General features: G+C 53.3%; 25 protein-coding genes and 1 riboswitch. Of the genes, 22 read left to right on the forward strand and 3 right to left on the reverse strand.

Annotation, left to right across the window (positions count from 1 at the left end; translation table 11 throughout):
* Window positions 1-83: 83 nt before the first annotated feature.
* Both OIN60_RS02910 and OIN60_RS02915 read left to right on the forward strand, forming a co-directional pair.
* Window positions 84-2,222 (forward strand): DNA topoisomerase III, encoded by a 2,139-nt coding sequence (locus OIN60_RS02910; protein WP_305753380.1) that lies wholly within the window; start codon window positions 84-86, stop codon window positions 2,220-2,222.
* Between the two features lie 88 nt (window positions 2,223-2,310).
* Entirely contained in the window at window positions 2,311-2,448 is a 138-nt protein-coding gene (locus OIN60_RS02915) for a hypothetical protein (protein ID WP_305753381.1), read from the forward strand.
* A 272-nt stretch (window positions 2,449-2,720) separates the two neighbouring features.
* Here OIN60_RS02915 and OIN60_RS02920 read toward each other — a convergent pair whose 3' ends face one another.
* Window positions 2,721-2,849 carry a DUF4023 family protein gene (locus tag OIN60_RS02920; RefSeq protein WP_305753382.1) on the reverse strand — a complete coding sequence of 43 codons (129 nt, stop codon included), beginning with the start codon at window positions 2,847-2,849 and terminating at the stop codon, window positions 2,721-2,723.
* 170 nt (window positions 2,850-3,019) lie between these two features.
* On the opposite strand from OIN60_RS02920, the gene OIN60_RS02925 reads away from it, so the two are divergent.
* The 15 genes from OIN60_RS02925 (at window position 3,020) to OIN60_RS02995 (ending at window position 17,894) form a co-directional block, all read left to right on the forward strand.
* Window positions 3,020-3,283 (forward strand): DUF1294 domain-containing protein, encoded by a 264-nt coding sequence (locus OIN60_RS02925; RefSeq protein ID WP_305753383.1) that lies wholly within the window; start codon window positions 3,020-3,022, stop codon window positions 3,281-3,283.
* Between the two features lie 114 nt (window positions 3,284-3,397).
* Window positions 3,398-3,829: a universal stress protein gene (locus tag OIN60_RS02930; RefSeq protein ID WP_305753384.1), complete on the forward strand. Its 432-nt coding sequence runs from the start codon at window positions 3,398-3,400 to the stop codon at window positions 3,827-3,829.
* A 182-nt stretch (window positions 3,830-4,011) separates the two neighbouring features.
* A riboswitch (purine riboswitch) is annotated at window positions 4,012-4,113 on the forward strand.
* Window positions 4,114-4,275: 162 nt separating this feature from the next.
* Window positions 4,276-4,761 carry a 5-(carboxyamino)imidazole ribonucleotide mutase gene (gene purE, locus OIN60_RS02935; protein ID WP_305753385.1) on the forward strand — a complete coding sequence of 162 codons (486 nt, stop codon included), beginning with the start codon at window positions 4,276-4,278 and terminating at the stop codon, window positions 4,759-4,761.
* Window positions 4,758-5,921, forward strand: coding sequence for a 5-(carboxyamino)imidazole ribonucleotide synthase (purK, locus tag OIN60_RS02940; protein ID WP_305753386.1), 1,164 nt, complete (start codon window positions 4,758-4,760; stop codon window positions 5,919-5,921). The genes purE and purK overlap by 4 nt, the downstream gene beginning before the upstream one ends.
* Window positions 5,918-7,213, forward strand: coding sequence for an adenylosuccinate lyase (gene purB, locus OIN60_RS02945; RefSeq protein ID WP_305753387.1), 1,296 nt, complete (start codon window positions 5,918-5,920; stop codon window positions 7,211-7,213). The genes purK and purB overlap by 4 nt, the downstream gene beginning before the upstream one ends.
* 52 nt (window positions 7,214-7,265) lie before the next feature.
* The gene (locus OIN60_RS02950; protein WP_305753388.1) at window positions 7,266-8,144 is read left to right on the forward strand and encodes a phosphoribosylaminoimidazolesuccinocarboxamide synthase; all 879 of its coding nucleotides are present in this window, start codon (window positions 7,266-7,268) and stop codon (window positions 8,142-8,144) included.
* 65 nt (window positions 8,145-8,209) lie between these two features.
* Entirely contained in the window at window positions 8,210-8,455 is a 246-nt protein-coding gene (gene purS / locus OIN60_RS02955; protein WP_305753389.1) for a phosphoribosylformylglycinamidine synthase subunit PurS, read from the forward strand.
* A 4-nt stretch (window positions 8,456-8,459) separates the two neighbouring features.
* A complete protein-coding gene (purQ, locus tag OIN60_RS02960; protein WP_305753390.1) occupies window positions 8,460-9,149 on the forward strand; it encodes a phosphoribosylformylglycinamidine synthase subunit PurQ in 690 nt (229 codons plus the stop codon).
* Window positions 9,127-11,370 carry a phosphoribosylformylglycinamidine synthase subunit PurL gene (purL, locus tag OIN60_RS02965; RefSeq protein ID WP_305753391.1) on the forward strand — a complete coding sequence of 748 codons (2,244 nt, stop codon included), beginning with the start codon at window positions 9,127-9,129 and terminating at the stop codon, window positions 11,368-11,370. The genes purQ and purL overlap by 23 nt, the downstream gene beginning before the upstream one ends.
* Entirely contained in the window at window positions 11,355-12,836 is a 1,482-nt protein-coding gene (gene purF / locus OIN60_RS02970; protein WP_305753392.1) for an amidophosphoribosyltransferase, read from the forward strand. Before purL ends, purF begins: the two co-directional genes overlap by 16 nt.
* 52 nt (window positions 12,837-12,888) lie before the next feature.
* The gene (gene purM, locus OIN60_RS02975; protein ID WP_305753393.1) at window positions 12,889-13,929 is read left to right on the forward strand and encodes a phosphoribosylformylglycinamidine cyclo-ligase; all 1,041 of its coding nucleotides are present in this window, start codon (window positions 12,889-12,891) and stop codon (window positions 13,927-13,929) included.
* On the forward strand, window positions 13,929-14,546 hold the full coding sequence (gene purN, locus OIN60_RS02980) for a phosphoribosylglycinamide formyltransferase (protein WP_305753394.1): 618 nt from the start codon (window positions 13,929-13,931) through the stop codon (window positions 14,544-14,546). The genes purM and purN overlap by 1 nt, the downstream gene beginning before the upstream one ends.
* 271 nt (window positions 14,547-14,817) lie before the next feature.
* The gene (purH, locus tag OIN60_RS02985; RefSeq protein WP_305753540.1) at window positions 14,818-16,365 is read left to right on the forward strand and encodes a bifunctional phosphoribosylaminoimidazolecarboxamide formyltransferase/IMP cyclohydrolase; all 1,548 of its coding nucleotides are present in this window, start codon (window positions 14,818-14,820) and stop codon (window positions 16,363-16,365) included.
* A gap of 25 nt (window positions 16,366-16,390) precedes the next feature.
* Entirely contained in the window at window positions 16,391-17,656 is a 1,266-nt protein-coding gene (purD, locus tag OIN60_RS02990; protein ID WP_305753395.1) for a phosphoribosylamine--glycine ligase, read from the forward strand.
* Between the two features lie 52 nt (window positions 17,657-17,708).
* The gene (locus OIN60_RS02995; RefSeq protein ID WP_305753396.1) at window positions 17,709-17,894 is read left to right on the forward strand and encodes a winged helix-turn-helix transcriptional regulator; all 186 of its coding nucleotides are present in this window, start codon (window positions 17,709-17,711) and stop codon (window positions 17,892-17,894) included.
* Between the two features lie 10 nt (window positions 17,895-17,904).
* On the opposite strand, the gene OIN60_RS03000 is transcribed toward OIN60_RS02995, so the two are convergent.
* Complete coding sequence (locus OIN60_RS03000) at window positions 17,905-18,903, reverse strand: aldo/keto reductase (protein ID WP_305753397.1); 999 nt, start codon at window positions 18,901-18,903, stop codon at window positions 17,905-17,907.
* 426 nt (window positions 18,904-19,329) lie between these two features.
* On the opposite strand from OIN60_RS03000, the gene OIN60_RS03005 reads away from it, so the two are divergent.
* Together OIN60_RS03005 and ilvA are read left to right on the forward strand one after the other, a co-directional pair.
* Window positions 19,330-19,941 (forward strand): alpha/beta hydrolase, encoded by a 612-nt coding sequence (locus tag OIN60_RS03005; protein ID WP_305753398.1) that lies wholly within the window; start codon window positions 19,330-19,332, stop codon window positions 19,939-19,941.
* Window positions 19,942-20,197: 256 nt separating this feature from the next.
* The gene (gene ilvA / locus OIN60_RS03010; protein WP_305753399.1) at window positions 20,198-21,472 is read left to right on the forward strand and encodes a threonine ammonia-lyase IlvA; all 1,275 of its coding nucleotides are present in this window, start codon (window positions 20,198-20,200) and stop codon (window positions 21,470-21,472) included.
* 76 nt (window positions 21,473-21,548) lie between these two features.
* Here ilvA and OIN60_RS03015 read toward each other — a convergent pair whose 3' ends face one another.
* A complete protein-coding gene (locus OIN60_RS03015) occupies window positions 21,549-22,046 on the reverse strand; it encodes a hypothetical protein (protein WP_305753400.1) in 498 nt (165 codons plus the stop codon).
* 182 nt (window positions 22,047-22,228) lie between these two features.
* On the opposite strand from OIN60_RS03015, the gene OIN60_RS03020 reads away from it, so the two are divergent.
* The 3 genes from OIN60_RS03020 (at window position 22,229) to OIN60_RS03030 (ending at window position 24,323) form a co-directional block, all read left to right on the forward strand.
* Window positions 22,229-22,435 carry a hypothetical protein gene (locus tag OIN60_RS03020; RefSeq protein WP_305753401.1) on the forward strand — a complete coding sequence of 69 codons (207 nt, stop codon included), beginning with the start codon at window positions 22,229-22,231 and terminating at the stop codon, window positions 22,433-22,435.
* Between the two features lie 204 nt (window positions 22,436-22,639).
* Window positions 22,640-23,464 (forward strand): alpha/beta hydrolase, encoded by an 825-nt coding sequence (locus OIN60_RS03025; RefSeq protein ID WP_305753402.1) that lies wholly within the window; start codon window positions 22,640-22,642, stop codon window positions 23,462-23,464.
* Window positions 23,465-23,540: 76 nt separating this feature from the next.
* A complete protein-coding gene (locus OIN60_RS03030) occupies window positions 23,541-24,323 on the forward strand; it encodes a DODA-type extradiol aromatic ring-opening family dioxygenase (RefSeq protein WP_305753403.1) in 783 nt (260 codons plus the stop codon).
* Window positions 24,324-24,387: the final 64 nt, after the last annotated feature.

Below are 24,387 nucleotides of genomic sequence, written 5' to 3' on the forward strand. Positions count from 1 at the left end.
TATGATATAAAACATGACATTAACGGAGTGTGCGGAACATGTAATGGTAGTGGTATAATGAAATCCACAGAAAGGGGAGCGTTATGAAAGTACTGGTACTAGCTGAAAAACCGTCGGTAGCACGCGAGATCGCTCGTGTGATGGGAAGCCGTGAAAAGCATAAAAGCTACTTTGAAGGACCTCAATATGTAGTAACCTGGGCGCTTGGCCATCTTATCGGTCTGGCGGAGCCGGAGGATTACGATAATAAATATGCTACATGGAAGCTGGAAGAGCTGCCGATCCTGCCGAAAACAACCAAGCTGAAGGTGCTGCGGGAAACCAGCCAGCAATTCAAAGCAGTACAGCAGCTGATGAAGCGCCAGGATATCGGGGAGCTTATCATTGCGACAGACGCCGCGAGAGAAGGGGAGCTGCTTGCCCGCTGGATTATGCAAATGGCCCATTGGAAAAAGCCGTTCCGCAGACTGTGGATCTCGTCGCAGACGGACAAGGCGATCAAGGAAGGTTTTGCGAAGCTGCTGCCTGGCAAGCAGTTCGATCGGCTGTATGAATCGGCCCGTTGCCGTGCTGAAGCCGATTGGATGGTCGGTCTGAATGTGACCCGCGCCCTCACCTGCAAATTCAATGCCCAATTGTCCGCAGGACGGGTGCAGACGCCGACGCTGGGTATGATCATGGACCGTGAGAAAGAAATTACCGGCTTCCGCTCACAGGAATACGATACGATCGCAGGGGACTTCGGATCGTTCCAGGCAACCCGCCGCGGCAGTAACGGGGATGCCCGTATTTTTGACAGGCAGGAAACGGAGACGCTGAAGCGTAAGCTGGAAGGCAGCACAGGCACGATTGCGCAGGTGAAAAAAAGCGAGAAGGCCGAGCCACATCCGCTGCCGTACGACTTGACCGAGCTGCAGAGAGATGCGAACCGCCGTTTCGGTTTTTCCGCCAAACAGACGTCCAATGTGCTGCAGCGCTTGTATGAACAGCACAAGCTCGTCACGTATCCGCGTACCGACAGCCGTTACCTGTCCGCGGACATTACGGGAACGCTGAAAGAGCGTCTGAACAGCGTGGCAGTAGGTCCGTATGCGGCAACTGCCCGCCCGCTGCTGCGAACGCAGCTCAAGGTGACGAAGCGTTTTGTCGATGACAGCAAGGTGACGGACCACCATGCCATTATTCCTACGGAAGAGACGGTTTTCCTGAACAAGCTCAGTGCGGAGGAGCGCAAGCTCTATGACCTGATCGTCCGGCGCTTTATCAGCCTTTTCTACGGGCCAGCCAAATATGATGCGGTTGCGGTTACGGTGGAGGCAGCCGGTGAAATGTTCCATGTGAAAGGTACCGTCATGAAGGATAGCGGCTGGCGGGTTGTGTATGACGGGGAGATCATGGACGATTCCGACGAAGACGAAGATGAGGACAGCCGGGACAAAGAGCAGCATATCATGCTGCCTGAGCTGAAGCAGGGGGAAAAGGTCAAGCTGGTCCGCTGTATCGTGAAGCCGGGCCGTACCATGCCGCCCAAACGGTACACAGAAGCAGCCCTGCTGTCACAAATGGAGAAGCATGGGCTGGGCACCCCAGCTACGCGTGCGGATATTATTGAAAAGCTGGTAAGCTCTGATACCATTGAGCGTCAGGGCAATCTGCTGCATCCGACAGGTAAAGGCAAGCAACTGATTGAGCTGGCTGCACCGCAGTTGCGGACGCCAGAACTGACGGCTCGCTGGGAGGCGGAGCTGGAGCGGATCGCCCGTGGCCAGGGCAGCCCGGATTCCTTCCTGAATGGAATCCGGGACATGACACGTGAGCTGGTAAGCACGGTCAAGAACAGCGCGGCGGAATACAAACCGCATAACGTCACGAACAGCCACTGCCCGGACTGTGGAAGCAAGCTGCTGGAGAAGAAGGGGAAACGGGGCAAGTTTCTCGTTTGTCCGAGCCAGGATTGCGGTTACCGCCGTTCCAATGAAAAACGTCTTTCCAACCGCCGCTGCCCGCAGTGCCATAAGAAAATGGAGATGAAGGAGGGCAAGGCGGGGCTTTACGTCCAGTGTCTGCCTTGCGGGCTTACCGAGGTGCTGGATAAGGACAAATCCAGAGTCAATAAACGCGAACAGCAGCAACTGGTCAAACAGTATGCAAAGCAGGAATCCATTGGCTCCAATCTCGGGGAGCTGCTGAAAGCGGCGCTGGCCGAAAAAGAAGACAAGTAACACAAAACAAGCACAAATAAGCGCGAGCTCTTGAGAAGGTATAAAGCGGCTTGGAAAATGGCATGGTAAGAGCCAGGGGGTGATTACTGTGCCGCACCGCAAATCGTTAACGATCAAAGAGCAGCAAAATAAATCGAGCATTCTAGAGGAGAGCACCACGGTACATCCGAAGAAGGCAGCTCACCGCCCTCCCAGCCTGAACGGCATTCCCAAGCGGGAGTCCTAATTTTGTATGAAGGGGCTGTCCCCCAAGTGCTCGTATGACATGGGAACAGCCCGATTTACAGCCGAAAGGACCTCAAATTCCACTGAACAGTGGAGATTGAGGCCCTTTTTTTAAAAGTTGGGGGATGCACAAAAGCAGCGGAGAGGACGAAGCAATTCCGGAAAAGCGGAGCGGTCCCCTTTGGCCCGAAGGGTCAACAGGGATTGTAGGAATGCTTCGTTCTCGGAGCGTCTGATCCAATCACTGGATAAAATAGATGAAGGTTGAGGCGTTCACGGATTTTTCGAATGCTGCTTGGTCGACAGCTTTTCGCTCGGTGTACCATGTCCTTTTTTGCGGTTATGCGCCTGCTTCTTCTGGTTTTCGTGCAGCTTTTCTACATAATCATGTGTGTTGTCCATGCAATAATCCTCCTTTAATTGAGAAACGCGGCTCGTTGTTACTATAACCATGTTTATACCGGATCATGAGCGGTTTTACCGTGCACAGGGTCATTGTTCCATTTCACCGCCCAGGAGTATAATAAGCTTGTACAAACGGAAGCCGTAATGGCGCTCGGGGAGGGGAAAGATTGCATACGGCACTGGTTATCTGGCTTTTTGTGATCAACTGCATTGCTTATATTGTGATGTCTGATGATAAAAACAGGGCCCGGCGCAAGCGCGACAGAGTTCCGGAAAAAACTTTATTTCTGTTGGCGTTCATTGGCGGCGCACTCGGTATTCTGGTCGGCATGTATCGGAAGAGGCATAAAACGAAGCATGCCAGCTTCAAATACGGCATTCCGCTGCTGTTGTTCCTGAATGCGCTGCTTTATGGTTATTTTTTAAGATAAACGGGCAGAGGATGGATCTTCTGAATGAGTAGTGGATGGGTTACAAGCGCCCGCTGCGGGTAAATATAGTAAAACCGGACAATGCGACCTATATAAAGAAGGAGCTGGTTGGTTATGTTTAATAAAATCCTGTTGGCGTATGATGGTTCGAAAGCAGCCAATAAAGCGCTGGAAAAAGCAGTGCAGCTAGTTAGACTGACAGAAGGAGCAGAACTGCGAGTAGTGCATGCCTTTGATTTTCCGCGTATTTATATTGGCGAGGGATTGGCTCCGATCCCGGCATCGGTTAACAAGGAATACTATGACCTGGCCAACCAGACGTCTGAGGAGGTCAAGAATAGAATTACCCAGTCTGGAGTAGAAGCCACTGTGGATGTCATCCAGGGATCACCGGCTGAGGTCATCCTCGATTATGCGGCAGAGCACGGGTCGGATGTCATTATTATCGGCAGCCGTGGACTGGGTGGTATTCGGGAATTCGTGCTGGGCAGCGTCAGTCATAATGTTGTGCAGCATGCCCAAATTCCGGTACTGGTTGTGAAGTAAACAGTAATACGCTAGAATGCCATTTCCCCCGAATCTTTGTGGTATAACGATTCGGGGGATTTTTTGTAGGAGATGAAGGCGAACATTAAATACATGTAAAACGGAAATGTTCGCCTTTTAAGTTGACATAGGGTGTAGCAGATTGGTACACTAGATAAAGAATTGTTGAAGATTGGTCTAATTAAAATTTGATTTAGAAAACTCGTATAAATCCGGGAATATGGCCCGGAAGTCTCTACCCGGGAACCTTAAATTTCTGGACTACGGGAAATAAAGCTGACCGCATTTGCGGTTTTTCGGCTTGCCTTTGTCTTGTTTTCAGGTTGCTTTCGGCAAAGGTGCCTCTCGGCGTTATTTTCAGTAGTCCGGTATCTTGAAGAAGCAATATTTTCGAGGATGCCGGATTTTTTGCCCTTTTGGAGCCATGAATAGGAGTGTGGAAGGATATGTCGGTGCAGGTAGGCGTCATCATGGGCAGCACATCAGACTGGGATACGATGCAGCATGCATGCGAAATACTGGATGAGCTGCAGATCAGCTATGAGAAAAAAGTGGTTTCGGCCCACCGGACGCCGGATCTGATGTTTGAATATGCGGAGCAGGCTGTTGAGCGGGGAATCAAGGTTATTATTGCCGGTGCAGGGGGAGCGGCCCACCTGCCAGGCATGGTAGCAGCTAAAACGACGGTGCCGGTGATTGGTGTACCGGTACAGTCCAAGGCGTTGAACGGACTCGATTCGCTGCTGTCCATCGTACAGATGCCTGGCGGCATTCCGGTGGCTACGGTAGCTATCGGTAAAGCGGGTGCGACGAACGCGGGATTGTTGGCCGCGCAGATGATCGGCTCATTCGATGAGCAGGTGAGAAGCCGAGTGCAGGCCAGACGAGACCGCATACAACAAGAAGTGCTGGAAAGCAGTGATACGTTATGAAGGAAGCCGGCAAAGTGCTGAAGCCCGGATCAACCGTGGGCATTCTGGGCGGTGGACAGCTAGGGAGAATGATCACATTGTCCGGTGCGGCGATGGGTTACCGTTTTATTACGTTGGACCCGGCCCCCGATTCTCCCTGCGGTCAGGTAGCGAACCAGATTACGGCTGCTTATGATGACATGGGCGCGGCGCGTCGTTTGGCGGAGCAATGCGATGTCATCACCTATGAATTTGAAAATGTGGATGCGGGTGTTGCCGAAATGCTGGAACGAGAATCCTACGTCCCACAAGGCAGCAAGCTGCTGTATACAACCCAACATCGTATCCGGGAAAAAAAAGCGATTGAAGCCGCGGGTGTTCCGGTCGCGCCATACCGGGAAGTGACATCCCAGGAGTCTATGGAAGCCGCTGTTAAGGAGCTTGGATTGCCTTGTGTGCTGAAAACAGCTACAGGAGGATATGACGGCAAAGGTCAGCGGGTGATCCGGTCCCAAGCAGAAGTGAATGCAGCATATGCTGATTTGGCAGGAGCGGAGTTGGTGCTGGAGGGCTTCGTCAATTTCCGCTGCGAAATTTCGGTTATTGCCGCACGGAGTACGCAGGGAGAAATTCGTACTTTTCCACCTGCGGAAAATATCCATGTGAACAATATCCTGCACACTTCCATCGTGCCGGCGCGGATACCGGCCGGGGTGGCAGAACAGGCACAACATTTGGCAGCAGCGATTGCCGAGTCGCTGGATGCCGTGGGGCTGCTGGCAGTGGAGATGTTCGTCACGGAGAACGGTGAGCTGTACGTCAACGAGCTGGCTCCCCGTCCCCACAATTCTGGCCATTACACGATGGACGCCTGCGTCACCTCGCAGTTTGAACAGCACCTGCGGGCGGTATGCGGGCTGCCCCTCGGGGATACGAGGCTGCTGACGCCTGTGGTGATGGTCAATCTGCTCGGCGAGCATTTGGAGCAGGCGGTGGCGCGGACCGTGCAGCCGGACCCTGACGCCGAACACTTGAACGTGATCCCGAAGCTCCATATCTACGGGAAGAGCGAGGCGAAGACAGGGCGCAAGATGGGGCATATCAATCTGCTTTGCGATGATGTGGAGAACGGCCTGAAATGGATTGAACAAACCAAGATCTGGAGGAATCATCAGTTATGATTGAACGATATAGCAGACCGGAAATGAGAGCAATCTGGACGGAGGAAAATAAATTCAAGGCGTGGCTGGAAGTGGAGCTATGCGCGTGCGAAGCTTGGGCTGAGCTGGGCGTCATTCCTAAGGAAGATACGGTGGCTCTGCGTGAGAACGCCTCTTTTAACATCGATCGTATTCTCGAAATTGAGCAGGAGACCCGCCACGATGTGATCGCTTTTACCCGTACCGTGTCGGAGAGTCTGGGGGCGGAGCGCAAGTGGGTGCATTATGGCCTGACCTCCACGGATGTGGTGGATACGGCGCTCGGTTACCTGCTGAAGCAGGCGAACGAGATTCTGGAGCAGGACCTTATCCGTTTTATCGATATTTTGAAAGAAAAAGCGATGGCCTACAAAGATACGCCGATGATGGGCCGGACGCATGGCGTGCATGCGGAGCCTACGACCTTCGGCTTGAAGATGGCCTTGTGGCATGAAGAAATGAAGCGTAACCTTGAGCGCTTCCGCCATGCTGCGGATAACGTACAGTATGGGAAAATTTCCGGTGCTGTGGGCACCTACGCGAACATTGATCCGTTCGTCGAGGAGTTTGTATGCCGCAAGCTGGGCACCAAGCCTGCGCCAATCTCCACGCAGACCCTGCAGCGTGACCGTCACGCTGAATATATGGCGACTTTGGCCTTAATCGCTACATCGCTCGATAAATTCGCCACAGAAATTCGCGCCTTGCAGAAGAGCGAGTTCCGTGAGGTGGAGGAAGCCTTCGCGAAGGGACAAAAAGGCTCGTCCGCTATGCCGCATAAGCGTAACCCGATCGGCTGCGAGAACATTTCCGGACTGTCCCGCGTCATTCGCGGACATATGGTTTCCGCTTATGAAAATGTGCCGCTGTGGCATGAGCGCGATATTTCCCATTCCTCCGTGGAACGGATTATTTTGCCGGATGCGACCATGCTGCTGAATTACATGCTGAACCGCTTTGGCAATATCGTGAAGAACCTGACCGTTTTCCCGGAAAATATGAAGCGCAATATGTCGCGCACGTTCGGTGTTCCATTCTCGGGCCGTGTCATGACAAAGCTGATCGACAAAGGTATGAGCCGTGAGCAGGCATATGATACGGTGCAGCCGCGTGCTATGCAGGCATGGGAGGAGCAGCGTCAATTCCGCGATATCGTGGAAGCCACGCCGGAGATCACCGAGCTGCTGAGTGCGGAGGAAATCGAGGATGCCTTTAACCCGGCATGGCATTTGAAGCATGTGGACACGATCTTTAAGAAGCTTGGCCTGATCTAATAAAGCGCTGGCGGATTGAAATATGAATTCTCTTGGGGAAGAGGGTAAAAATATGGCATTGTCTACAGCCGTAGACCTGATTGACGCACCTCTGCTGTACAAAGGCAAAGTACGTGAACTGTATGATCTGGGCGAGCATTACCTGATCGTCGTGACGGACCGAATTTCGGCATTTGACTATGTCCTGGAGCCGCCGGTTCCGGAGAAGGGCAATGTGCTGAATCAGCTCAGCAGCTTCTGGTTCGACAAAACGAGGCACATCATAGACAATCATGTCGTTCACACTGATGTTGATAAGTTGGGGGCGGTTGTGAAGGACCGGGAGCTATTGAAAGACCGGATCATGGTGACCCGCAAGGCGGAACGGATCGATATCGAATGTGTCGTGCGCGGCTACATTACGGGCGGCGGCTGGCGGCAGTATGAGAGGGGCGGCGAAATTAACGGCATTCCGCTGCCGGAGGGCATGCGCAAGAACGAGCGTTTTCCGGAGCCGCTGTTCACGCCTGCGGCCAAGAACGACGTCGGACATGACGAGGACATCTCTCTTGACCGCATGAAGGAGCTGGTCGGCGCGGAGCTGACCGAGGCGCTAGAGCAGAAGAGCCTTGAGCTGTACGAGTTTGCGAGAGCGTATTGCGAGGAGCGCGGCATTATTTTGGCAGACTGCAAGTTTGAATTCGGCTTGATTGAAGGGGAAGTGATCCTGATCGACGAAATTTTCACACCGGACGCCTCCCGCTTCTGGGCGAAGGAAAACTATGCGCTGGATATAGAGATCGACAGTATGGACAAGGAACCGGTACGCAGCTATCTAGCCGCATCCGATTGGGACAAAAACAGCACGCCTGATCCGCTGCCTGTTGCGGTTGTAGCGGAAACTACGGCCAGATACACCGATATTTTAAAACGATTGACCACGCCGTCCTGAGGACCGGCACGCTTATACCGATTCATACATTCTGATTCACCATTCAGAGGAGGAACTCAAGGAATATGTTAAAAGCAAAGGTCTATGTCACTATTAAACAAAGCGTACTCGACCCTCAGGGGGTAGCTGTGCAGGGAGCTCTTCATTCGATGGGCTTTGCAGAGGTTGAAAGCCTGCGCATCGGCAAGTATATGGAGCTGCAGTTGGACACGGCTGACCGTGCGGAGGCGGAGAAGCGGGTGACTGCCATGTGCGAGAAGCTGCTGGCCAATACGGTGGTTGAAGACTACCGTTATGAATTGGAGGACTGAATCCATGAAATTTGCTGTTCTGGTATTTCCGGGCTCCAACTGTGACATTGACTGTTATAAAGCGGTTGAAGATGTATTGGGCGAGCCGGTGGATTATGTCTGGCATACCGCTACAGATTTGTCCGCTTATGATTGCATTCTCGTTCCGGGAGGCTTCTCTTATGGTGACTATCTGCGCTGTGGAGCGATCTCCCGTTTTGCACCTGTTATGAATGAGGTGGCCAAGGCGGCTGAGCAGGGCAAGTACATCCTGGGCATCTGCAACGGTTTCCAGATTCTTACGGAAGCGGGTCTGCTGCCGGGTGCATTGAGACGGAATATGTCCATGAAGTTCCGGTGTCATGATACGGTGCTGCAGGTGGCTAACCATACAACCCCATTCACCCGTGATTATGCGGAAGGTGAAGAAATCGTCATTCCGATCGCCCATGGCGAGGGCAATTATTATTGTGATGAAGAGACGCTGGCCCGCCTGCAGGCGAATAACCAGATCGTATTTACGTATAAAAGCAATCCGAACGGCTCACTTACAGACATCGCAGGCATTTGCAACGAACAGGGCAATGTGCTTGGCATGATGCCACACCCTGAGCGTGCGGTGGATCAGCTACTCGGTTCTGAAGACGGCAAACGCATGTTCACATCGATTTTGAACGCATGGAGGGATAAGCATGGCGCAGCAAGTGTCCGCTAAGGAACCAACGGCAGAACAGGTGGCCGAGCATAAACTGTATCAGCAAATGGGCGTATCCGACAGTGAGTATGACCTGATTTGCGAATTCATGGGACGCAAGCCCAACTACACAGAAATCGGCGTGTTCAGCGTGATGTGGTCGGAGCATTGCGCGTACAAAAACTCCAAGCCGCTGCTGCGCCGCTTTCCTACAAGCGGACCGCGTGTTCTGATGGGACCCGGCGAAGGCGCGGGCATCGTGGACATCGGTGATAATCAGGCCGTTGTATTCAAAATCGAGAGCCACAACCATCCGTCTGCGGTTGAGCCTTATCAAGGGGCAGCTACAGGCGTGGGCGGCATTATCCGTGATATTTTCTCGATGGGAGCAAGACCTGTGGCGGTGCTGAACTCGCTGCGTTTTGGCAAGCTGGAAAGCGACCGTGTCAAATATCTGTTTGAGCATGTCGTATCCGGCATCGCGGGTTACGGCAACTGCATCGGCATTCCAACCGTCGGCGGCGAAGTTGTATTTGACGAGAGCTATGAGGGCAACCCGCTCGTGAACGCGATGTGTGTCGGCCTGATTGATCATGATAAAATCCAGCGTGGTGTAGCCAAAGGTGTAGGCAATCCAGTGTTCTATGTAGGTCCGCCTACTGGTCGTGACGGTATTCACGGTGCGACCTTTGCTTCCGTCGAGCTGACGGAGGAATCCGAGGCGAAGCGTACGGCGGTGCAGGTCGGCGACCCATTTATGGAAAAGCTGGTTATGGAATCCTGCCTGGAGCTCATCAACAGCGGCATCGTGCTTGGCATCCAGGATATGGGGGCGGCTGGTCTGACCTGCTCCAGCGCGGAAATGGCGAGCAAGGCGGGCAACGGTCTGGAGCTGTACTTGGATCAGGTGCCGCAGCGTGAAGAAGGCATGACGCCTTACGAAATGATGCTGTCCGAGTCCCAGGAGCGGATGCTGTTTGTCGTTGAGCCGAAGGATGAGGCACAGGCGCGTGAAATTTTTGAGCGCTGGGGCGTCATCTGCGCCAAGGTCGGCAAAGTGACCGATGACGGACGTCTGCGGCTGTTCCACCACGGTGAGGTGGTCGGCGACATGCCGGTCAATGCGCTTGTGGACGAGTGCCCGATTTACGACAAGCCGTCCGCAGTGCCTGCTTATTATGAACAGAATGCGGCTGTAGATACGCTGCGTTACGAAGAAGAGAAGGATCTTGGCGGAGCGCTGAATAAGATTTTGTCCTCTCCGAGTGTAGCGAGCAAAAAATGGGTATATGAGCAGTATGATTACATGGTGCGCACAAGCACGGCTGTTCGTCCGGGCTCGGACGCGGCTGTCGTGACGATTCACGGGACTCGTAAGGGGCTGGCGATGACAACGGACTGTAACGGACGTTATGTCTACCTTGATCCTGAAGTCGGTGGTAAAATCGCGGTCAGCGAAGCTGCGCGCAATATCGTCTGCTCTGGCGGCGAGCCGCTGGCCATTACAGACAACCTGAACTTTGGCAGCCCGGAGAAGCCGGATATCTTCTGGCAGATGGAAAAAGCGGTGGACGGCATGGCTGAAGCCTGCCGTGTGCTGGATACGCCGGTCATCGGCGGTAACGTCAGCCTGTACAACGAGAATGCCAAAGGCGCGATTTATCCGACACCGGTTGTCGGCATGGTCGGTCTAGTGCATGATACAGATCATATTACGACACAAGGCTTCAAGGCGGAAGGCGACATCATTCTGCTGCTCGGCAACACCAAAGCTGAGCTTGGCGGCAGTGAGTTCCAGGCGGTGGTGCATGGCGTGTCGGAAGGACGCCCGCCGCAGCTTGACCTGGAGGCGGAGCAAAAGCTGCTGAAAGGCGTGCTGGGCGCAATCCAGCAGGGCTTGGTGCGTTCCGCCCACGATCTGGCGGAAGGCGGCTTGGCCGTAGCGCTGGCGGAATCCTGCATCAGTGGCGGTTTGGGCGCACAGGTTAACGTAGCGACCGATCTCCGCCCGGATGTGGCGCTGTTCAGCGAAAGCCAATCCCGGATTCTGCTGTCAGCCGCGCCTGATCAAGCGGAAGCGTTGGAATCGTATCTGCGTGGGCTGGACATTCCGGTGTCTGTCCTTGGTAAGGTAGAAGGCTCTAACCTGACGATTGAGGTAAACGGACAGCCAGGGGTACAAGAATCTGTGGAAAGCCTGAAGCAAACCTGGGAGGATGTCATTCCATGTCTGATGAACTAATAGCACAGACGCTCTGGACAGGGGATTATTATAACGAAGGATCCGGCAAGGACGGATTATTCGATAAATTAAAAGAGGAATGCGGAGTTTTCGGGGTGTACAGACACCCCGATGCCGCTTCTTTGTCCTATTACGGTCTGCATGCACTGCAGCACCGTGGAGAAGAAAGCGCCGGCATGTGCGTCAGCGACGGCAGCGAATTTCACTACCATCGCGGCATGGGACTGGTGAAGGAAGTATTTGACAAAGATATTATGGCCTCCTTGGCAGGTGATATCGCCATCGGGCATGTGCGGTATTCCACCAGCGGGGACAGCAAGCTGACCAACGCCCAGCCGTTGGTGTTCAAGTACCGTGACGGTGATCTGGCTGTAGCGACGAACGGCAATATCGTCAATGCGCTGCAAATTCGGCGCGAGCTGGAGCAGAGCGGCTCGATCTTCCAGACGACCAGCGACACAGAGGTTGTAGCACATTTGATTGCCCGTTCATCGAAGGACCTGGTCGAAGCGACCAAGGATGCGTTTAACAAGATTGTCGGCGGCTTTGCGTTTCTTGTCATGACGAATGACAAGCTGATCGCTGCCTCCGATCCGCATGGCTTGCGTCCGCTGACGATGGGCCGACTGAACGGCGCGTATATTTTCGCGTCCGAGACCTGCGCGCTGGAGACCATCGGGGCGGAGCTGATCCGTGACATTGAGCCTGGCGAGCTGCTGGTGCTGGACCAGGATGGCCTGCGGGAAGAGCGTTTCGAACACGGCAAGCACCGCAAGGCCTTATGTGCGATGGAATATATTTATTTCGCGCGTCCGGACAGCGACCTGAACGGCTCCAATCTGCACTCGGCGCGCAAACGGATGGGCAGCCAGATGGCGATGGAATGCTTCATTGATGCAGATGTCGTTACCGGGGTGCCAGATTCGAGCATTTCCGCCGCGATCGGTTACGCGGAGCAGACGGGCATTCCTTATGAGCTTGGCATGATTAAGAATAAATATACGGGACGGACGTTTATTCAGCCGAGCCAGGAGCTGCGGGAGCAGGGCGTCAAGATGAAGCTGAGCGCAGTGCGCCGGGTCGTTGAGGGTCAACGCGTGGTGATGATCGATGATTCTATCGTGCGGGGCACGACATCACGCCGGATCGTCAATATGCTGCGTGATGCGGGCGCAACGGAAGTGCATGTGTGCATTACCTCACCGCCGTTCAAAAACCCCTGCTTCTATGGCATTGATACACCGGACCGCAGGGAGCTGATCGCTTCCTCCAAGACTATCGAAGAAATCCGGCAGGAAATTAATGCAGACACGCTTCATTTTCTAAGCTTCGAAGGGTTGATCGAAGCGGTCGGCGGCAATAACAGCTCCGATCCCAAAGGAGGGCTCTGCCTCGCCTGCTTCGACAATGAGTATCCGACACAGGTGAACTTCAACGGCGAGGAGAAATTCGGCTGTAGCTGTTAAAAGGTTAACGGGTTTAATAAATTCTGTGATCTAAAAAAGGAGTGTTATCGAGGTGTCCGACGCATACAAACAGGCTGGTGTTGACATTGCAGCCGGCAATGAAGCGGTAGAACGGATGAAGAAGCATGTGAAGCGCACGTTCCGTCCGGAAGTGATGACGGATTTGGGCGGATTTGGCGCCTTATTCGGATTGAATAAAGACAAGTACGAGGAGCCTGTGCTGGTCTCCGGAACCGACGGAGTCGGAACCAAGCTGAAGCTTGCATTTGCTATGGACCGCCACGACACGATCGGCATTGACGCGGTGGCCATGTGTGTGAACGATATTGTGGTGCAGGGAGCAGAGCCGCTGTTTTTTCTGGACTATCTCGCCTGCGACCGCGTTGTTCCGGAGAAGATTGAAGCGATTGTGGCCGGGATTGCCGAGGGCTGTCACCAGTCCGGTTGTGCTTTGATCGGCGGCGAAACGGCCGAAATGCCTGGCATGTACAGCGAGGGTGAGTACGATATTGCCGGTTTTACGGTAGGCATTGTCGACAAGAGCAAAGTGATTAACGGCAGCACGATCACTGCTGGCGATGCTGTCATCGGTCTAGCGTCGAGCGGTGTACACAGCAATGGCTTTTCCCTTGTGCGCAAGCTACTGCTCGAACAGAGCGGATACAGCCTGCAGGATGAGGTGGAAGGGCTGAACGGCAAGCTTGGAGACGTGCTGCTTGAGCCAACGAAAATCTATGTGAAGCCTGTGCTCGCCCTGCTGGAAAAGCTGACCGTTAAAGGCATGGCTCACATTACTGGTGGCGGATTTATCGAGAATATCCCGCGTGTGCTCCCGGATAACGTAAACGTAGATATCGAATACGGCTCATGGCCGATTCTGCCGATCTTCAAGCTGATGCAGGACAAGGGAGCCATCTCTAACCGCGATATGTTCACGACCTTTAACATGGGGATTGGTCTGGTGATGGTCGTCAATCAGGAGGATGTGGAGTCCGCCTTGGCGATTCTGCGTGAACAGGGCGAAGAAGCCTACGTGATTGGACGTGTGACAGAGGGCGACTCACAGGTGACCTTCACAGGAGCGGATGTGTAATGGGAGCTTACCGGGTGGCGGTGTTTGCCTCGGGTCAGGGCAGCAATTTTCAGGCTCTGGCGGATGCCGCTGCAGAAGGCAGGCTCGGTGGAGCGGAAATCGGGCTTCTGGTATGTGACAAGCCTGCGGCACCCGTGGTCGGACGGGCGCAGGCTACCGGTATTGAATGTTACACGTTCCAACCCAAGGATTATGCCGTGCGGGAAGATTATGAACGTGAGCTGGTAGCGCTTTTGCATGAGAAAGAGATCGATCTGGTTGTACTGGCTGGTTATATGCGTCTGCTCTCCAGCGTGATGGTGGAGGCCTTTACGGGCCGGCTAATTAATATCCATCCCTCTCTACTGCCGGCTTTTCCGGGAAAGGACGCTATCGGACAAGCGTTGCAATACGGCGTGAAGCTCAGCGGAGTTACTGTGCATTTTGTGGATGGAGGCATGGATACAGGGCCCATCATCGCCCAGCGTGCTGTTCCCGTCGCGGAGGAAGCTACGCAGGAGTCGCTGACGGCCGCCATTCAAGCGGAAGAAAGAACGTTATATCCTGAAGTGGTCTCATGGTTCGCGGAAGAACGGGTGAAGCTGGAGGGCAGAAAGGTTACGGTCATCCGGCGTTAATCCGCAGTGCATGGCTGACGTCTTGTGTCAGCCGGCTCTTTTTTTGTCAGAATACAAGAAGGTCAAGCAAGTCATATTCCGATATTTCTCGGGAAATAGTGTGCGGTTGAATGAGCGGGATTATGTGAGGATTTTTTAAAAAAAAGCAGCAGAAGCTGCCTTTCACCCTTTGCCTTGCGGGGTATGGGTTTGGATTTTAAAAAAAGCAGCAGAAGCTGCATTTCCAACCCATTTTCCTGACGGGTAATGGGTTGGAAAGATAGGAGGATAAATCGTGATCAAAAGAGCTTTAGTCAGCGTATCGGATAAACGGGGCATCGTGGATTTTTGCCGTGAATTGTCCAATATGGGTGTGGAAATCATTTCGACAGGCGGAACCAGCAGCCTGCTGTCGAAGGAGGGTATTCCGGTGATCGGGATCTCCGATGTGACTGGTTTTCCTGAAATTATGGATGGACGTGTCAAAACGCTGCATCCTGCTGTGCACAGCGGTTTGCTGGCGGTTCGTGACAATGAAGAGCATCAGCGCCAGATGAAGGACCTGGGGCTTGGTTATATTGACCTCGTGGTCGTGAATCTGTATCCTTTTGCCGAAACGATCGCCAAGCCTGATGTGACTTATGAGGATGCGATTGAAAATATCGATATCGGCGGTCCTACTATGCTGCGCTCTGCCGCCAAAAACCATGCTTTTGTCACCGTTGTAGTGGACGCCGACGACTACCGTACCGTGCTCGACGAAATCCGCAGTGGTGGAGATACGGAGCTGGACACACGCAAGCGTCTTGCGGCGAAGGTATTCCGTCACACGGCGGCTTACGATGCCCTGATCTCAGACTATCTCTCCAATGTAACGGGAGATCCGCTGCCGGAGCGCTTTACGGTTACGTATGAAAAAATCCAGGATCTGCGCTACGGAGAGAACCCACATCAGCAGGCCGCCTTCTACCGCAAGCCGCTTGCAGCCGAGGGCACTTTGGTGACGGCGAAGCAGCTTCACGGTAAGGAGCTGTCCTATAACAACATTAACGATGCCAACGCAGCATTGCAGATTGTCAAGGAATTTACGGAGCCAGCGGTTGTGGCTGTTAAACATATGAACCCTTGTGGTGTGGGCATCGGCGCAAGCATCTATGAAGCGTACAGTAAGGCGTATGCTGCAGACCCGACTTCGATTTTTGGCGGGATTGTCGCAGCGAACCGGATCATTGATGGAGATACGGCCGCGAAGCTGAGCGAAATTTTCCTGGAGATCATTCTGGCTCCGGGCTTCACTCAGGAAGCGCTAGACATTCTGACCAAGAAAAAGAACATCCGCCTGCTGGATACGGGAGAGCTCGATTCGGCCCATGACCGTACCAGCCAGTTTGTTGTGACCTCCATTGACGGCGGGATGATCGTACAGCAGAGCGACGTTCATGCCATCGACCCGGCAGACCTCCAGGTTGTAACCGACCGTGCTCCTTCTGAGGAGGAATTGAAGCAGCTGCTGTTCGGCTGGAAAGTAGTTAAGCATGTGAAATCCAATGCGATCGTTCTGGCTGCGGACAATATGACGGTTGGTGTAGGAGCAGGACAGATGAACCGTGTCGGCGCTGCGAAGATCGCTATTGAGCAGGCTGGGGAAAAATCGAAAGGCGCTGTACTTGCATCAGATGCCTTCTTCCCGATGGGGGATACGCTTGAAATGGCGGCTAAAGCAGGCATCACAGCGGTGATTCAGCCAGGCGGATCGATCAAGGACGAGGAGTCGATCAAGGTGGCGAATCAGTACGGAATCGCCATGGTATTCACGGGTGTACGTCATTTCAAACACTAAAAGCGGTCTGGGAGGAAATGAGCGAATGGATATCTTGGTCATCGGCGGCGGGGGCCGCGAGCATGCCATTGTGTGGGCGCTCAAGCAGAGCCCGCAGGCAGGGACGATTTACTGCGCACCAGGCAATGCGGGCATCGGGCAGTTGGCTGAATGCGTGCCGATTGGTGTATTCGAGTTTGACCGCCTGACAGCCTTTGCGGAGGAAAAGCAGGTCGGTCTCGTGGTTGTCGGGCCAGACGATCCGCTGGCAGTCGGCATTGTAGACGCTTTTGAAGCCAAGGCAATCCCGGTCTTCGGTCCGCGGAAAAATGCGGCCGAAATTGAAGGCAGCAAGACGTTTATGAAGGATCTGCTGCATAAATACAATATCCCGACCGCGGCGTACCGTAAATTTGACAGCTATGATGAGGCACGCTCTTATTTGCTGGAACAGAAGATCCCGATTGTCATTAAAGCGGACGGCCTGGCGGCTGGTAAAGGGGTAACCGTAGCCTACAGCATGGAAGAGGCTGAAAAGGCGCTCTCCGACATGATGGTGGACAAGGTATTCGGGGACGCGGGCACGCAGGTTGTTATTGAGGAGTTTCTGGAGGGGCAGGAAATGTCAATTCTGTCCTTCGTTGACGGGGAAACGGTGCGTCCGATGGTGGCCGCGCAGGATCACAAGCCAGTCTTCGATGGAGACCAAGGCCCGAATACAGGCGGCATGGGAACCTACTCCCCGCTGCCGCATATCGCGGATTCCATCATTGAGGAAGCGATTGAAACGATCATCAAGCCAACGGCCAAAGCGATGGTTGCGGAAGGCAGACCTTTTACAGGCGTGCTGTTTGCCGGGCTGATGATCTCTCCTGACGGCAAACCGAAGACGGTAGAGTTCAACGCCCGTTTTGGCGATCCGGAGACCCAGGTGGTGCTGCCACGTCTGAAATCGGATTTGTTGTCCATTTTCCTGGCGGCGGTGAATGGAAACCTTGCTGATGTGGAAATGGAGTGGAAGGACGAAGCGGCGGTGTGCGTCGTGCTTGCATCCGGCGGCTACCCGGGCTCTTATCCGAAGGGTGTGCCGATTCACGGTCTCGACCAGGTGGATGATGCTATCGTATTCCATGCCGGAACAGCCGTAAATGAGGCCGGTGAATGGGTGACGAACGGGGGCCGTGTGCTGGGTGTTGTGGGATTAGGCCGTGATATCGCAGCCGCTCGCGCCAAGGCGTATGAACAGGCGGAGCGTATTACTTTTGCAGGAAAACAGAATCGTACGGATATTGCAGCGAAAGCATTGGTGTAAGTGCTTCTTTGTCCCAGTACCCGACACGGGCACGGAAGAGAGGCTGCTGCGTATGCTGGAAGAAGACGGATTGGTTATCCGGAATGTTATTCCGGATAACCCCCCTAAGGTAGAGTACTCCATGGCTCCTTACGGGGAAACGCTGGTTCCAATGTTTGACGCCATGTTTGAATGGGGTGCCAACCACCGCAGGCGTAAAGCCCAATCCGAGAAGAAGCTCTCAGGAAAACCATCCTGAGAGCTTCTTCTTATTTTTCACTATCCAGCAATGCCATCTGATGCTTATCATAGCGATCCCCCGCCACATCCTTGGGATCAAACAAGCTGCCTATGGCCTGCAGTTCTTCAGAGGTAAGATCGATTTCCGCTGCCCGCAGCGCATCATCCAATTGGAGTCGTTTGCGAGCGCCAATCAGCGGAATGATGTCCTTCCCTTGTCCGAGCACCCAAGCGATCGCCATCTGCGCAGCATTCATTCCGCGTGCTTCAGCCACTCTGCGCAGCTTTTCGACAAGCTCTAGATTACGCTCCAAATTATCCCCCTGGAAGCGCGGGCCAGACACCCGGAAATCGCCCGGATTGGCGGAGCGCTCCTTCGTCCATGTTCCACTTAGGAGTCCACGGTCCAGAACTCCGTAGGGATTCAGCGAAATCCCTAGCTCTCGCAATACGGGCAGGACCTCCCGTTCAATGCCACGGCTGAAGAGTGAATATTCAATTTGCAGCCAGGATATCGGATGTACAGCATGCGCGCGTCGGATCGTATCTGCGCCTACTTCAGATAGTCCGATATGCCGCACATATCCTGCCTGTACCATTTCAGCAATCGCACCAACCGTCTCTTCGATCGGCACATTCGGATCCAGCCGGGCTGGCTGGTACAAATCGATATAATCAGTGTTCAAGCGCTGCAACGTCATGGTCAGAAAGTTTTTCACGGCCGCCGGCCGGCCGTCGACACCGCCAAAACCGCCATGGGGATCGCGCAAAACGTCAAATTTCACGGCGATAAAAGCCTGCTCTCGCTTCTTCCCTTGCAGCGCTTCGCTAATCAGCATTTCATTATGACCGGACCCGTAGAAATCTCCGGTATCCAGCAGCGTAATACCAGCCTCCATCGCGGCATGAATCGTTGCAATGCTCTCCTGCCGATCAGCATTTCCATACACGCCTGACGACATCCCCATACAGCCCAGACCGACGGCCGACAATTCCACGTTGCTATTTCCAAGTTTGCGTGTGTGCATCCTTTTTGTCCTCCAAAGATTATAATTCTAATCGCGATTAGCTCAACCCGGGTATGGCCCCAGTATAAAACCCGCGTCAGACTCCCACAAGGAGGCACTATTTCTTCATCAAGTCACCTTCAGGTGACTTACTGCAGATTGTTAAGCACGTACAACGACGTCTTCTATCCAAGGACGAATGTCCTGCAGCAACTGCTGATGAAGAGGATGCGGCGCATAATCCCGACAGGCCTGCAGCGCTGGCACCTTGAACAGGGCTTTATAACAAAGCGTTCACTTCCGTTATTGAAGAAAGTAACCGGAGCTGGACGCTTTTGCTTGTTTTCGGGGAGAATAGGATTTGTGTTTGTTTCGCTGCCTTATCTCATGTATAATACAAATATAAGAATCTTAATATTAAAACGAATTGAAAGGTGGCCGTTTGTTATGAATCATATATTCCGCAAAGGAAACAACCCTGATGCGCCTGTCCTGCTGCTGCTGCACGGAACTGGGGGTAACGAGCATGACCTGCTGCCGTTGGCGGAGCTGGTATCACCGGGCTCATCCGTCCTGGGCGTAAGAGGAAATGTGCTGGAGAATGGAATGCCACGTTTCTTCCGTCGGCTGGCTGAGGGAGTATTCGATCTGGAGGATCTCGTCCAACGGACGAAGGAGCTGTCGGCTTTTGTAGACGAAGCTGCGGAACGTTATGCGTTTGACCGGCGCAACGTGGTGGCCATCGGGTATTCGAATGGCGCGAATATCGCGGCAAGCATGATTTTCCATGAGAAGGAGGTGCTGCGCGGCGCAATCCTGCATCATGCGATGGTCCCGCTCCGTGATATTCAGCTCCCGGATCTGAAGGACTTGTCGGTGTTTATCGGCGCAGGGGAGAATGATCCGATGATTCCGAAGCAGGGCACGGAGGAGCTGCATGCAATGCTGGAAGGCGCGGGCGCTGACGTGCATATGCACTGGGAACGCCACGGCCATCAGTTGACACGCACAGAGGTGGAAGCTGCCGCACGCTGGTTTGCAGACAATTATTCAGTTTAACGAAAAATATCCGAACCGCCGATCAGGCAGCACATGCCAGCCGATAGGCGGTTTTCTGCACAATTGCTTCCTGTTACGGGTTCGCTGTAACTCCCTAGCTGGCGATTGCACGACCCGGCCCGTTTTTTGCTGCCCCAAAAAGGCGCGTTGTCTTTACGCATTCTGGTGATAAACGTGGTATGATAACGGAAACGGTATTCTAGCATAACTGATTTATAAAATAGACATATAAGTAAGTGGAGTGTGGGGAAACTTTATGAAAACTGAGCATACTACCCGGCGGGAGCAATCGGTGGGAATGGAAGATATCGTGCGTGCGCATCATATGCTGCGCGAGGTGATTGTGCGGACGCCGCTGCAGCGGGATGGGATGCTGTCGGCCAAATATGGCTGTGACGTTTATTTGAAGCGTGAGGATTTGCAGGTTGTTCGTTCCTTCAAAATTCGTGGAGCCTATAACATGATCCGCAGCCTCACGGAAGAGGAGTTAAGCCAAGGCATTGTCTGCGCCAGCGCAGGCAACCATGCCCAGGGAGTCGCTTTTTCCTGCAATGCTCTCGGTATCCATGGCAAGATCTACATGCCCAGCACTACACCCAACCAGAAGGTCAAAGCGGTGCGCCGTTTCGGCGGTACCAGCGTTGAGGTCATTCTGACGGGGGACACTTTTGATGACGCATACGAAGAAGCCATCAAGACGTGTGAAGAGCAGGGCATGACGTTTATTCATCCTTTTGACCAGCCGAAAATTGTTGCCGGCAACGGTACGATCGGCATGGAGATCATGGAGAGCCTGGATGTTCCTGCGGATTATGTGTTTGTCACGATCGGCGGCGGCGGTCTGGCAGCCGGTGTAGGTACTTATATCAAAACCGTCAGCCCGGCAACCAAGGTCATTGGTGTGGAGCCGCTGGGTGCGGCCTCGATGAGTGAGGCGCTGGACCGTAGCGGTGTCGTAACTTTGGAGGAAATCGATAAATTTGTCGACGGTGCAGCCGTCAAGCGTGTCGGGGAGCTGACCTACAGCATTTGTTCCAACGTATTGGACGACATTGTGAAGGTGCCGGAGGGAAAAGCCTGCTCATCCATTCTGGAGCTCTACAACGAAAGTGCCATCGTGGTGGAGCCGGCAGGCTCGCTGCCTGTCGCCGCACTGGACATGTACCGGGAGCAGATCAAGGGTAAAACGGTCGTATGTATCGTCAGCGGCGGCAACAATGACATCGATCGGATGCAGGAGATTAAGGAACGCTCCTTGATGTATGAAGGGCTTAAGCATTATTTTATGGTCAATTTCCCGCAGCGTGCAGGCGCCCTGCGCGAATTTCTGCAGGATGTGCTGGGACCGGACGATGATATTACCCGTTTCGAATACACGAAGAAGAACGACAAGGAGAACGGCCCGGCACTGGTCGGAATCGAGCTCATGCATAAAGAGGATTATTTGCCGCTGGTCGAGCGGATGAACCGGAAGGGGATTCGGTATATCGAATTGAACAAGGACGTGAACCTGTTTAATATGCTGATCTGATCTGGAATATAGAAAGTAGAAGAAGAGCGCTGCTTCGGCACGGCTCTTCTTCTACTTTCTGGGTTAAGTTAGGGGCTCAAGCTTGTTTTTTCTTCCGCAAAAACAGCGGTTTAAGCCCAGCCCAGCCGACAACGGCGATAATCAGGCTCGTCCATGGGGATACGGTGAACACAGGCAGGCTTCTGTTGAGCATAATGCCGCCGACAAGGATGACCACGACGAGCACCACATACAGCAGCGTCGATTTCAAGCGGAGTCGCGGCTTCTCGGGTACACGCCCCTGGCGACTGTTATGTTCGGGGGCAGCATCCTCTGCAGCTCCGTCATCCGGACGGTCCATAAATCGAGTTAATGCCTCAATCAGCAGAATGCCCCCGGCTGCAACAATAAGCAGTGTCGAGGTGCTGATTTTCTCATAGGGGCTTGTACTGCCGCCAGCGGCAAGTACAACCAGTCCAATGAGCGCAAGCGCTGTGAAGAAGAAGGTCAAAGCAATCCAGGCAATCATGGCAAAATATTTGAGCCGGGACTCAGGCTTGTCATGCCCCTGCTTTCCGGAAATAGGTTGATTCATTCGTTAGGCCTCCTGCACACAATCCATATGAAATCCAGTATACGTGAGCGGGGAGATTAAGGCAAAGTCATGTCGCGGGATTTATCTCCTACTCATGTATATTGGCAACGCTTCCTGCTGCAAAATATGAAGGTTGCTTCGGGTTTCACTATCCATTTACAGGAGAGGAAGGGTGTCAGCATATGAACAGCAGGCCGAATCACGGGAAAGTAAGACATATTGTTCAAGGTAATGCTCCGCGTTACCGTGTAGATGATACGGAGTTCGGCGATGAGCTGGATGAAGAACAGGGAGATCATATGCTGGACGATCAGCATGGCAATTCTGTGTTAAAGGGATGGGAAGGTCGCAGCGAGACCCATGCGATGTACCGCAACAGCTACGATTAACGTGATCTGAGCACTTGCTCTGACGACATCCGGTGGCGCTTGCTTCCTGAGAAAGGAGATTTCCTTTTTCAAGGGAGCAGGCGTCTTTTGTGCTGTGAACAGGTGCATTGACACCAAGAAGGACGATGTGTACAATTAATCTTATTAAATTGATCGGAATTAAAGGTTAAATGAATATGGATCAAATATCAGGGGGAGAGGCGAATGGAAAGACAGATTGGGATACGTTTTGAGGGCGAAGAGCTGGCGGCAACACTGCATTATCCGCGTGGGGTGGAAAAGACGGGATGCCAGAACCGTAATTCGCTGGTGATCATATGCCATGGGTTTGTCGGCAGCCGCATCGGAGTTGACAGGCTGTTCGTCAATACTGCGCGCAAGCTTGCGCATGCAGGACATATGGTGATCCGTTTTGATTATGCGGGCTGCGGTGAGAGTACCGGCGAATATGGTGAGCAAGGTATCGAATCCATGATCAATCAGACGCGCGCTGTACTGGACTATGCTGTGAGCTGTGCCGATGTGGACCCGAAGAAGATTACTTTGATCGGTCACAGCCTCGGCGGTGCGGTCTCGGTCCTGACGGCGGTGCGGGATAAGCGGGTTAAAAATCTCATCCTTTGGTCGGCGGTAGGCTATCCGTTCAATGATATCGTCAAAATCACAGAACGGCGTGTCTATGATCAAGCGGTTAAGGAAGGAGCGGCGGATTACCTGGGCTACAGGTTCACGCCTGCTTTCTTTGAATCTCTGGCCCAATTCCAGCCTTTCCAGGAAGCTGTAAAATTCAGCGGGGACGTGCTCGTCGTCCATGGCACGTCGGACGATATGATTCCAGTGGACTATGCCTTCCTGTATCAGAAGGTTTTCTGGATGCGTTCGGATAACCGGTGCGATAAAGAGATTATTTTTCAGGCGGATCATACCTACTCGTCGGGTGCGGAACGTGCACGCCTGATGGAGAGAACACTGGAATGGCTGGATGAGCGTGAGCGCATCGAGAAAGAATGGCAGCACTGGATGATCTGACAGTATTGGAAAATCCCCACGCGCAGGAGTAAAATAGAAGTATACCGAATATAATTGGCGTGTGGAGGTGGCAGCGATGACAGTACCTGCATTATTTGTTGCGCATGGTTCGCCTGCGTTGGCTGTAGAGGACAATGCGTATACCCGTTTTTTGAAGGAACTGGGATCACGGCTGCCCAGACCCCGCGGAATTGTTGTTTTTTCCGCTCATTGGGACAGTCCCGATCAATGCATTGATGTCGATGAACAGCATGCAGCTTTGCATGACTTCTATGGCTTTCCTGAAGAAATGTATACGATCGAATATCCTGCCCCCGGAGATCCGGCAATTCATAATGACATTATAGACATGTTCAAGCTGCATAATTTGTCTGCCCGACCCGTTCAGAACAGGGGACTTGACCATGGCGTGTGGGTCATTCTGCGCCACATGTATCCCCAAGCAGATATCCCGGTCATTACCCTCTCCGTCGATTCCAGGCGTTCACCTAAGGAACAGTACGATATTGGATGTATGCTGTCTGCCTTGCGTGAACAGGACATTCTGATTATCGGCAGCGGGGGGCTTGTCCATAATTTGCGTTTGCTGCGGAATACCGAAGAACCCGAAAGCTGGGCGACAGCCTTTGATGATTGGATCGGGGAGCAGCTGCAGACCTGGAACCTCAAGCAACTGTTCGAATACGGCAAAAAGGCCCCTTTTGTCAAGGAGGCTGTTCCTTCGTACGCTGTGGAGCATTTTATTCCTCTGTTTTATGCGATGGGCGCAGCGGACAATGACAGAAAGGCGCAAAAGCTGTTTCAAGCCTATGAGCATGGATGTCTCAGCCTGAACTGCTGGATGTTCGGCGCACGCTAAATTAGGATAAACAAAGGGTCTCTATAGGTCAATTGACCTTTGGAGACCCCTTTTTCATCGTCAT

Origin of the sequence: Paenibacillus zeirhizosphaerae, from assembly GCF_030705605.1 — a bacterium.
Classification (GTDB): Bacteria; Bacillota; Bacilli; order Paenibacillales; family Paenibacillaceae; genus Paenibacillus; species Paenibacillus zeirhizosphaerae.

What these genes read in the sequence shown, in the direction of transcription:
- OIN60_RS02910 (WP_305753380.1), top strand. Translation starts at nt 84, where the DNA reads ATGAAAGTACTGGTACTAGCTGAAAAACCGTCGGTAGCACGCGAGATC.
- OIN60_RS02920 (WP_305753382.1), bottom strand. Translation starts at nt 2,849, where the DNA reads ATGGACAACACACATGATTATGTAGAAAAGCTGCACGAAAACCAGAAG.
- OIN60_RS02930 (WP_305753384.1), top strand. Translation starts at nt 3,398, where the DNA reads ATGTTTAATAAAATCCTGTTGGCGTATGATGGTTCGAAAGCAGCCAAT.
- purE (WP_305753385.1), top strand. Translation starts at nt 4,276, where the DNA reads ATGTCGGTGCAGGTAGGCGTCATCATGGGCAGCACATCAGACTGGGAT.
- purK (WP_305753386.1), top strand. Translation starts at nt 4,758, where the DNA reads ATGAAGGAAGCCGGCAAAGTGCTGAAGCCCGGATCAACCGTGGGCATT.
- purB (WP_305753387.1), top strand. Translation starts at nt 5,918, where the DNA reads ATGATTGAACGATATAGCAGACCGGAAATGAGAGCAATCTGGACGGAG.
- OIN60_RS02950 (WP_305753388.1), top strand. Translation starts at nt 7,266, where the DNA reads ATGGCATTGTCTACAGCCGTAGACCTGATTGACGCACCTCTGCTGTAC.
- purS (WP_305753389.1), top strand. Translation starts at nt 8,210, where the DNA reads ATGTTAAAAGCAAAGGTCTATGTCACTATTAAACAAAGCGTACTCGAC.
- purQ (WP_305753390.1), top strand. Translation starts at nt 8,460, where the DNA reads ATGAAATTTGCTGTTCTGGTATTTCCGGGCTCCAACTGTGACATTGAC.
- purL (WP_305753391.1), top strand. Translation starts at nt 9,127, where the DNA reads ATGGCGCAGCAAGTGTCCGCTAAGGAACCAACGGCAGAACAGGTGGCC.
- purF (WP_305753392.1), top strand. Translation starts at nt 11,355, where the DNA reads ATGTCTGATGAACTAATAGCACAGACGCTCTGGACAGGGGATTATTAT.
- purN (WP_305753394.1), top strand. Translation starts at nt 13,929, where the DNA reads ATGGGAGCTTACCGGGTGGCGGTGTTTGCCTCGGGTCAGGGCAGCAAT.
- purD (WP_305753395.1), top strand. Translation starts at nt 16,391, where the DNA reads ATGGATATCTTGGTCATCGGCGGCGGGGGCCGCGAGCATGCCATTGTG.
- OIN60_RS02995 (WP_305753396.1), top strand. Translation starts at nt 17,709, where the DNA reads ATGCTGGAAGAAGACGGATTGGTTATCCGGAATGTTATTCCGGATAAC.
- OIN60_RS03000 (WP_305753397.1), bottom strand. Translation starts at nt 18,903, where the DNA reads ATGCACACACGCAAACTTGGAAATAGCAACGTGGAATTGTCGGCCGTC.
- OIN60_RS03005 (WP_305753398.1), top strand. Translation starts at nt 19,330, where the DNA reads ATGAATCATATATTCCGCAAAGGAAACAACCCTGATGCGCCTGTCCTG.
- ilvA (WP_305753399.1), top strand. Translation starts at nt 20,198, where the DNA reads ATGAAAACTGAGCATACTACCCGGCGGGAGCAATCGGTGGGAATGGAA.
- OIN60_RS03015 (WP_305753400.1), bottom strand. Translation starts at nt 22,046, where the DNA reads ATGAATCAACCTATTTCCGGAAAGCAGGGGCATGACAAGCCTGAGTCC.
- OIN60_RS03020 (WP_305753401.1), top strand. Translation starts at nt 22,229, where the DNA reads ATGAACAGCAGGCCGAATCACGGGAAAGTAAGACATATTGTTCAAGGT.
- OIN60_RS03025 (WP_305753402.1), top strand. Translation starts at nt 22,640, where the DNA reads ATGGAAAGACAGATTGGGATACGTTTTGAGGGCGAAGAGCTGGCGGCA.
- OIN60_RS03030 (WP_305753403.1), top strand. Translation starts at nt 23,541, where the DNA reads ATGACAGTACCTGCATTATTTGTTGCGCATGGTTCGCCTGCGTTGGCT.